The organism is Methanosaeta sp. UBA356 (genome assembly GCF_002496465.1).
In the GTDB taxonomy this organism is placed as follows: domain Archaea; phylum Halobacteriota; class Methanosarcinia; order Methanotrichales; family Methanotrichaceae; genus Methanothrix; species Methanothrix soehngenii.
Genome location: NZ_DAKC01000054.1, coordinates 1 through 7,307, shown reverse-complemented (window position 1 = coordinate 7,307; position 7,307 = coordinate 1). Strand labels below are relative to the sequence as shown.

Genomic DNA, 7,307 nt, shown 5'->3' with positions numbered 1-7,307 from the left:
TTTGTCTTGCCGTTCCAAACCAGCTCCACCTCGCGCTTATCCTCAAAGAGCAGAAAGCGGTACTTGTCTGGCAGGGGCTTATCGGCTTCTATGTAGCGGATTATCTCCTGCTGTTCTCTTTCGGTCAGGCGTGGCATGAGCATCTCCCTTACGTATATCTCGACAAAAATGTCGATTGCTTGGATGGTTTGCAGATTTCCTGTGACAGTCATAACGAAAAAGGTTTTGGTGTCTCAGAAGAAAACGCATATAGGCGAAATTATTAAGAATAGCAGAGAAGATAGTGATTCAATGGCAGCACGAGGCAGAATCAAGACTAAAAGAGAGGAATCCACCAGCGACCAGGGCTTAGACGCTCTGGAAGAGTGTGATGAATCGACCGCAGAGGAAATTCATGCACTCATCGAACTGGAAAAGGATGATTTTATCAGCCTTGAAGAATATGCGAAGAGACGCGGCCTGCGGTGCGCCAGGCCAGATAGCAATGCACCAGGGGGAAATAAGCATAAATTAGATGTATAAAAACAACTACAGATATGCAGAAGTCTCGGGTAGTTCGGATGGATTCCATTGGGCCTATTGAGAAGTGTAAGCGGCAAGGAAGCGATTAAGGCTTTCATCAAAGCAGGCGGAATAGTCCGCCGCGGAAAAGGTGATCATGTCAACATTAAAATGCCAAATGGATAGCTCATAACTATCCCAGTCTCAGGGAGTCTTAAGATTGGCCTGCTAAAGTCGGCAATTAGAAAGGCCGGCCTGGATGATGAAGAATTCATGATACTCTTGAAGGAGTGATTAATTATGGAATATACTATTTTGATCCATCAGGCGGAAGAGGGTGGCTTCTGGTCTGAAGTTCCCGCTCTTCCTGGATGCTACTCTCAAGGAGAAACAATAGATCAAACCCTGCAAAATACCAAGGAAGCCATCGAATCCCACCTGATAGCCCTGAAGGAAGATCTAGTGGCGGCCCCAATCGAGGAGAGTCTATTCATAGGAAAGGTTAGAGTGGAAGTCCCCGGCCTGTGATATTGCCTGATATCAGCAAATGAATCCAGTTCATTATATTGCCTAAAGGATTCATTTCTTGAGGGTCCTGCAGGCCCGATTCGCTGGGCACCTGAAAGGAAAACCATGAAAACCAGAGCGCGAGAGGCCCGTAAACCCGTTTGCGCTGGAGGCGCCTCTACCTCTCCTTTATGTGCCTGATCTCCACCGCCACTCCTCTCCTTGATGCCACCATCTCCCAGCCGGACATCTTCGCCCGGCCAATACCAAAGGCCTGCTCGCCCTCGACGATCACCTCATCACCCGGCCGGATCTCTTCGTCTGCATCCACCACGCCCGGTGCGAGCAGCGAGCCTCGGGGCAGAAAGTCGCCTATCCTGACCGTATAGCGGCCCAGGGGTTCCAGGCGCTTTGCCCCCGCCATCGACAACGCCATGTTGCCGTTTATTGTCCAGGTGGCCAGCGGCCTCTTGTTCTCATCCTGAATTTCTCTGCCCCTGACTACGATCTTTCCCGCCAGCAGAGCATCGCCCGCACCCTGGCCGAAATAGAAGTCGGCATGGGCCCGGTAGCGCAATAGCCGCAGGTCTGGCAGGCGTGCTGCGTCGCGGCATGCTTCTTTGACCGCCTCACCGAGGCGTGCCAGAGCGGGCCCACTGGTACCTCCGCCTGTGTAGACCGCATCCAGGCCCAGCTCTTGCATCGTCTGCTCCAGCTCTCCATCCAGGTGGGCCACTATTCTGACATACCGGTTCCTTTTCAGGTAAGCTTTCAGGCACCCGGCCAGCCATGCTCTCTCCTCTCGATCCCAGCGGCCGGTGACGGGGACATCGTAGCTGGCAGCAGGATAAGCCTCCTCTAATTCCCGTGGCACGAGCGCCAGGGGCGAGGTCAGTATCAGCTCATGCAGATAGCGCCTGGCGGAGCCAATGGCCTCGGCGAAGAGGCGGTGTGACCGGGAGGTGGAGTAGGGCTTGCGAGCGGAGCAGGGCAGGAGCAGCAGCACATCGCTTTGCGGAGCCTGATATCTCTCTAAAACCCTTTCTGCAAATCGAGTTACCTCCACCCTCTGCAATGACTCGGCGCAGTTGGCATAAAAGATGCTGCGCCGGCTGACGGGCGTCCTCCTCTCCAGATACCGGTGCTCCGCGTCCAGCAGGCGCAGGGCAGCGGTCTGGTCGGGCGTCACCCTCACCTGCCGCTCCACGTACTCCCTGATTTTTTGGGAGCGGACCGCTTCTCTGACCGCCAGCAGCTCCTCATCGAGCTTCTGGAGGTTATGGGCAACGAGGAGATCCGTCTCCTGTCTGGTCTCCTTCTCCCGCATCTTCTGGCAGTGAGGACAGAGGCAGAAAAGCTCATCCCTCTCGGCCAGCTCTTTGGCGCTCCAGACTCCGTCCCGGGTATGGTAACGGCCCAGGAGGCCATCTGCTATCATCCTGGTGCCATCAATGAGATCTATTCCCAAATAGACCAGAAGGGCCAGATTGGCGGGCGTGGCAAGAGCAGGTGCATAAAGAGCGCTATCTGGAGCAGTCTTATCCCTAACCCCGATGATCGCCTTCACCAGGTCTCTGGGATTCTTGAGGCTTCCGGCATTGCCCATCAGATAGACATCGGCCCCCTCCGGCGTCTTCTCTCTGAAGGGGTGGACGAGCAATCCTTTGGGGCCGTCCAAATCCATTGCGGGCAGCTCCAGGGCCGGCTCGGAGTGCAATGCTGAAGGGACGTAAGGCAAGATGGCCAGCTTCTTTTGACCCTTCAACCCCTCCTGAATGGCTATGGCCTCATCCAGGGATTCATAGCTATAGACGCTTCCTGCGGATAGGTAGTCGTCAGGAGTGATAACGCCGGGAGTGCTGATCTGCCTGTTCAGGAGGAGCTTTCCCATCCGAGCAGGGCCGTCGCGGCGGAGGATCTCGAAATATTTTGTCATGGCATATGCACCTTGGGCAATTGCTCTAATCTTTCTTTAAGGTTGATCTTCAGCCGGAAGGTGAACCGGGCATCTGGATTGGCCTCGATCAGCCTTCTTGTGATCCTTACCGCTCGATCTATCGCCGCATCGTCAGCCTCCGCCGGGACTTCGGCGTTGAATGGATAGGTCTCCGAGAGTTGCGTCGGATAGGGTCCGAATGGTGGCTTGAAATTCAGGACGTTATCATAACCGCTCGGGTTCGCGTTTGGATCATCGGTGATCAGAACCTCGCCTTTCAGGCTGATCCGCTCGATCCTCCGGCCATGGCGGATGACCTCAGGCCGGCTTGCAGATTCTGGGCTCAGATAAAAAAATGTGGACTTGCTGGCTGAGTCCAGGCCCTCCAGCCAATCTCCATATGAGGCCAGCTGTTTCAGGCCGTCCAGCATGCGGGGATGAGACCGGCAGCGCGTCTCCATAAGGTCCCATAGCGAGCCATCGCGAATGCTCTGCCGGACGAGCTTGATCTCCTGCAGGGAGACGTAAAGGTTGTGGCGGGCCAGCTCCCTCGATCTTTGGGGGCTATCCATCAGCTCCTGCTGAGTATATTTCAGGCAGACTGGGCAGGAGCAGGGAAGATGCTTCATCTCCTCCAGCTTCCGAGTTCCCTGGACGGTCAGATAGCGGCCCTCCCGGGCGTAGAGGGCATAAGCAGCGGAGTCGAAGAGGTCGCAGCCCATAGCAGCGGCCAGGGCAAAGATCATGGGGTGTCCAGCTCCGAAGAGATGGACTGGCACCCCCGAGCCCAAACCCTTCTTGGCAGAGACAACCACATCTACCAGATCCCTGAAACGGTAGGCCTCCATCAGAGGCACCACTCCTCCTATGGGATAAAGATCAAATCCGAGCTCTCGGGCGAATCTCCCCGCCCTTTCCCGGAGGTCGGGATAGGTAGATCCCTGAACCGGTCCGGCCAATAGGGCATCTCTCTTCAGGCCGGCTGCCTCCCGCAGTCGTTCCTCTGTGATATTCAACTCCGACTCCGCCCTCTCCCTGGAGACATCAGGTGGGGTGGGTATATCCAGGGGCACGGATATGTCTGATTTTATGGCAAACTGAAAATCAAGGATCTCCAGAGGCAGAACATCGATATCGCCATAGACGGAGAGCTGAAAGGCTCCTGAGTCGGTCATTATGGGCCCGGGAAAGCCCAGGAGATGGTGCAAGCCCTGCTCTATTGCTCCTTCCCTCAAGTCAGGATCCTGATTTATTATGTAGCTGTTGGTGATAACCATCTCCGCACCCATCGAGGCCAGCTCATCTGGAGGGATGAGGGGAAGGTGGGGATTTATCACAGGCATGAGCAGTGGTGTCTCGACGGTGCCATGAAGAGTAGAAAGCCGGCCGATCCTTCCGGCCAGATCTTTATGCAGTATCTCGAAGCGGTCCGGCATATGCAAATCCTTCACCAATAAGGAATAAATAGGTTGGGTCTGATCATCAGGGGATAAGGAAAACTGAATATAAGAGGATTGATTAATATGAAAAATATAACCGCATTGGTTACACTATTCTGCCTGATGGGCCTAGCAGGTGCCCAGGGTAGCGGCCTGGGAGATGGTTATAGCTCCACTCAAAGGGCATTCTTCAATGAACCAATCACCTCAACCTTTGAACCTTATGTGAATAACTACTGGAGCAATTATGTTGTCGGCAACAAGAACCAGAGCAGCCACGTCATGACCTCTGAAATGGATATGTGGGTAAACAACTTCCCCCTGATGTTCAGCACCCCTATGCAGCTTGATTCCACGAGCTTCAAGAGCAATGTCTCAACCATGGGCCTCAGCGAGAAAGAGAAGAACAGCCAGGCCCTGAAGACCGCGGTATACCGTGAACTGGGCCTGAACGATCTTGGCAAATTCGCTGCTGTAGCAGGCCTGAATGCCACCAGTGCCACTCCTGCAGTTGATGCTACAGGGAATCTGCTCTCTCAGAGTGTCATGTCGTTCTTCAACGTCTGAGCGGCTAATTTCATTTATTTTCTTGACATGACTGTAAAGGGCAAGAGTCCGCCGGCCAGGAGAATCATCCTCTGGCGACGAGAGAGGTTCATCTTCAGAACTAGCTCTTCTTCCTTTTTATTTTCTCCTTTCCTTCCCACTCCTTCTTCTCCTTTTCTGCTGCTTTCTGCATGGGCGAGCACACTATCTAGGCCCTTCTCTAAAGATTTGCGAATGCCAGGGATTCTTATATTCGTTTTTTCCGGCAGCAGATCCCAGTCAGACTCTTTTTCAAAGGTAAACGGCACTATGCCGAAGTTCACCAGGTTAGCGGCATGTATCCTTTCTATGGATTTTGCGATCACCCCTTTCACTCCCAGGTACATGGGACACATGGCCGCATGCTCGCGGGATGAGCCCTGGCCATAGCTCAGGCCGGCCACGATCAGATTATGGAAGCCTTGATCGCGGAGGGAGGATGCCCGGGAGAAGAAGTCCTTATCCAGTGGTTCAAAGACGAACTCTGCATACTTGGGAACGTTTGAGCGGTATTTGAGCCGGGACCCAGCAGGCATGATGTGATCAGTTGTTATCAGATCTCCCACCCTTATGGTCACGGATCCTGCTATATCCTCTTGAAGGGGTTGGTTGACGGGAGGTTGGCCGATGTTCGGTCCGCGGCAGATCGTAGCTCTTGCCCTCTGTTCCGGTGACAGAGGCGGAATGATCATCCGGTCATCGATATCGAAATGATCGGGCATCTGGATTCCTGGAAACTCCATATCCAGCTCTCTTGGGTCAGTCAGCCTGCCGGTGAGAGCGGCAGCAGCCGCAACTACCGGGCTGGTCAAGTATACATTGGCGCTGGGAGTGCCGGATCGACCCATAAAATTGCGGTTGCTGGTGCGGACGGAGACGGAGTTGGTGCAAGGGGACATGCTGTTTCCAATGCAAAATCCGCAGGACGATTCCAGTATTCTGGCCCCGAATGCTATCAAGTCGCTGAGGGCGCCATTTTTGGCAATGGCATTCAAGACCTGTCGCGATCCGGGGGCGATTCCTAAAGAAATGCCTTCAGGAAGCCTCTTTCCCCTTACCATCCTGGCCACCGTCATCAGGTCTACATAAGAGGAGTTGGTGCAGGAGCCTATCATCACCTGGTCTACAGCAAGATCCAGGTCCCCGACCTTAATTATGTTCCCCGGGCTGTGGGGAGCGGCTGCCAGGGGCTCGATCTCCGCCAGGTCGATCTCCAGGCTGCGGTCGTAGGTGGCATCTTTGTCTGCGGCAAGAGGTTTCCATTGACTCTCTCTCTCTTGAGCAGCCAGGAACCTCTTGGTCTGCAGGTCGCTGGGAAATATGGATGTGGTCACCCCGGTCTCAGCTCCCATGTTGGTGATGGTCGCTCTCTCCGGTACCGTCAGGCCGGCTATGCCATGGCCGGTATACTCGGAGACGAAGCCCACGTTTCCCTTTGTGCTCAGGATCTGCAGTACCTTTAGCGCTACGTCTTTGGCTGTGGACCAGGGCTGGAGATTGCCCATTAGGTGGACATCGATTACTTTGGGGGCAGCGAGGTAGTATGCTCCTCCGCCCATGGCCACCGCCACATCCAGCCCGCCCGCACCCATGGCCAAAGAGCCAACCCCACCCGCGGTGGGGGTGTGGCTGTCTGAGCCCAGAAGGGTCTTTCCCGGGCGGGCGAATCTCTCCAGATGGACCTGATGGCAGATGCCGTTTCCTGGACGGGAGAAGTATATGCCGTACTTCTTAGCGATTGACTCCAGGTAGGCATGGTCATCGGCGTTCTCGAATCCCACCTGGATGGTATTGTGATCGACATAGCTCACGGAAAGCTCAGTGGCGATATCAGATAGCCCCATGGACTCGAACTGGAGATAAGCCATGGTGCCCGTAGCATCCTGGGTCAGCGTCTGGTCTATCTTTATGCCTATCTCTTTGCCCAGCTCGTAGGAGCCATCCGCGAGATGCTCTCGCAGGATCTTCTCAGTTAATGTGTAACCCATAAAAGACCTCCAGCAGACATATCAATCAGCTGGTGTCGACGATGATGATATTAATACTCGACGATTGTGGCGTTATATATGCGGCGGAATTCTTCGATCCATCTTCGGCGCAAGAATCGGTGTCTTATGCGGCGTGAGCAAAAAGGTTATATACCTCTGAGTTATTGGATGGGTTCGGCCCGCCTGAAAGGGTTGGGTGACAGGTCCTGTAGATATTGATTATGGGACCAAAGAATACGAGATCGGCCTGAAGCTGTCGCTGCGATTTTCTCAGCCTCAAAATCTGAGGTGCAGGGGAAAAGATTAAATACTGCAGGTGACTACCTATATGGGCCGCTTAGGCATCGCATC

Annotated in this window: 6 protein-coding genes and 1 pseudogene; 3 read left to right on the top strand and 4 right to left on the bottom strand. The window is 54.3% G+C overall.

Annotated features, from left to right (window positions below; translation table 11 throughout):
* Positions 1-143: pseudogene (locus tag BP727_RS04740) on the bottom strand (adenine methyltransferase); the annotation flags it as partial.
* A 58-nt stretch (positions 144-201) separates the two neighbouring features.
* Between BP727_RS04740 and BP727_RS04735 the strand changes: the two are divergent.
* Together BP727_RS04735 and BP727_RS04730 are read left to right on the top strand one after the other, a co-directional pair.
* Entirely contained in the window at positions 202-522 is a 321-nt protein-coding gene (locus tag BP727_RS04735) for a hypothetical protein (RefSeq protein ID WP_157863615.1), read from the top strand.
* A 279-nt stretch (positions 523-801) separates the two neighbouring features.
* On the top strand, positions 802-1,029 hold the full coding sequence (locus BP727_RS04730; RefSeq protein WP_013718268.1) for a type II toxin-antitoxin system HicB family antitoxin: 228 nt from the start codon (positions 802-804) through the stop codon (positions 1,027-1,029).
* A gap of 157 nt (positions 1,030-1,186) precedes the next feature.
* On the opposite strand, the gene arcS is transcribed toward BP727_RS04730, so the two are convergent.
* Both arcS and tgtA read right to left on the bottom strand, forming a co-directional pair.
* Entirely contained in the window at positions 1,187-2,944 is a 1,758-nt protein-coding gene (arcS, locus tag BP727_RS04725; RefSeq protein ID WP_273278917.1) for an archaeosine synthase subunit alpha, read from the bottom strand.
* Positions 2,941-4,380: a tRNA guanosine(15) transglycosylase TgtA gene (tgtA, locus tag BP727_RS04720; RefSeq protein ID WP_273278918.1), complete on the bottom strand. Its 1,440-nt coding sequence runs from the start codon at positions 4,378-4,380 to the stop codon at positions 2,941-2,943. Before tgtA ends, arcS begins: the two co-directional genes overlap by 4 nt.
* Positions 4,381-4,506: 126 nt before the next feature.
* Here tgtA and BP727_RS04715 point away from each other — a divergent pair, with 126 nt between their 5' ends.
* A complete protein-coding gene (locus BP727_RS04715) occupies positions 4,507-4,950 on the top strand; it encodes a hypothetical protein (protein ID WP_157863616.1) in 444 nt (147 codons plus the stop codon).
* Positions 4,951-4,964: 14 nt separating this feature from the next.
* On the opposite strand, the gene BP727_RS04710 is transcribed toward BP727_RS04715, so the two are convergent.
* Positions 4,965-6,956, bottom strand: a complete 1,992-nt coding sequence (locus BP727_RS04710; protein WP_013718271.1) for an aconitate hydratase — start codon at positions 6,954-6,956, stop codon at positions 4,965-4,967.
* Between the last annotated feature and the right edge of the window lie 351 nt (positions 6,957-7,307).

Bases quoted from the DNA above. Each gene is read 5' to 3' on its own strand.
- BP727_RS04730 (WP_013718268.1), top strand. From the start codon at position 802: ATGGAATATACTATTTTGATCCATCAGGCGGAAGAGGGTGGCTTCTGG.
- arcS (WP_273278917.1), bottom strand. From the start codon at position 2,944: ATGACAAAATATTTCGAGATCCTCCGCCGCGACGGCCCTGCTCGGATG.
- tgtA (WP_273278918.1), bottom strand. From the start codon at position 4,380: ATGCCGGACCGCTTCGAGATACTGCATAAAGATCTGGCCGGAAGGATC.
- BP727_RS04715 (WP_157863616.1), top strand. From the start codon at position 4,507: ATGGGCCTAGCAGGTGCCCAGGGTAGCGGCCTGGGAGATGGTTATAGC.
- BP727_RS04710 (WP_013718271.1), bottom strand. From the start codon at position 6,956: ATGGGTTACACATTAACTGAGAAGATCCTGCGAGAGCATCTCGCGGAT.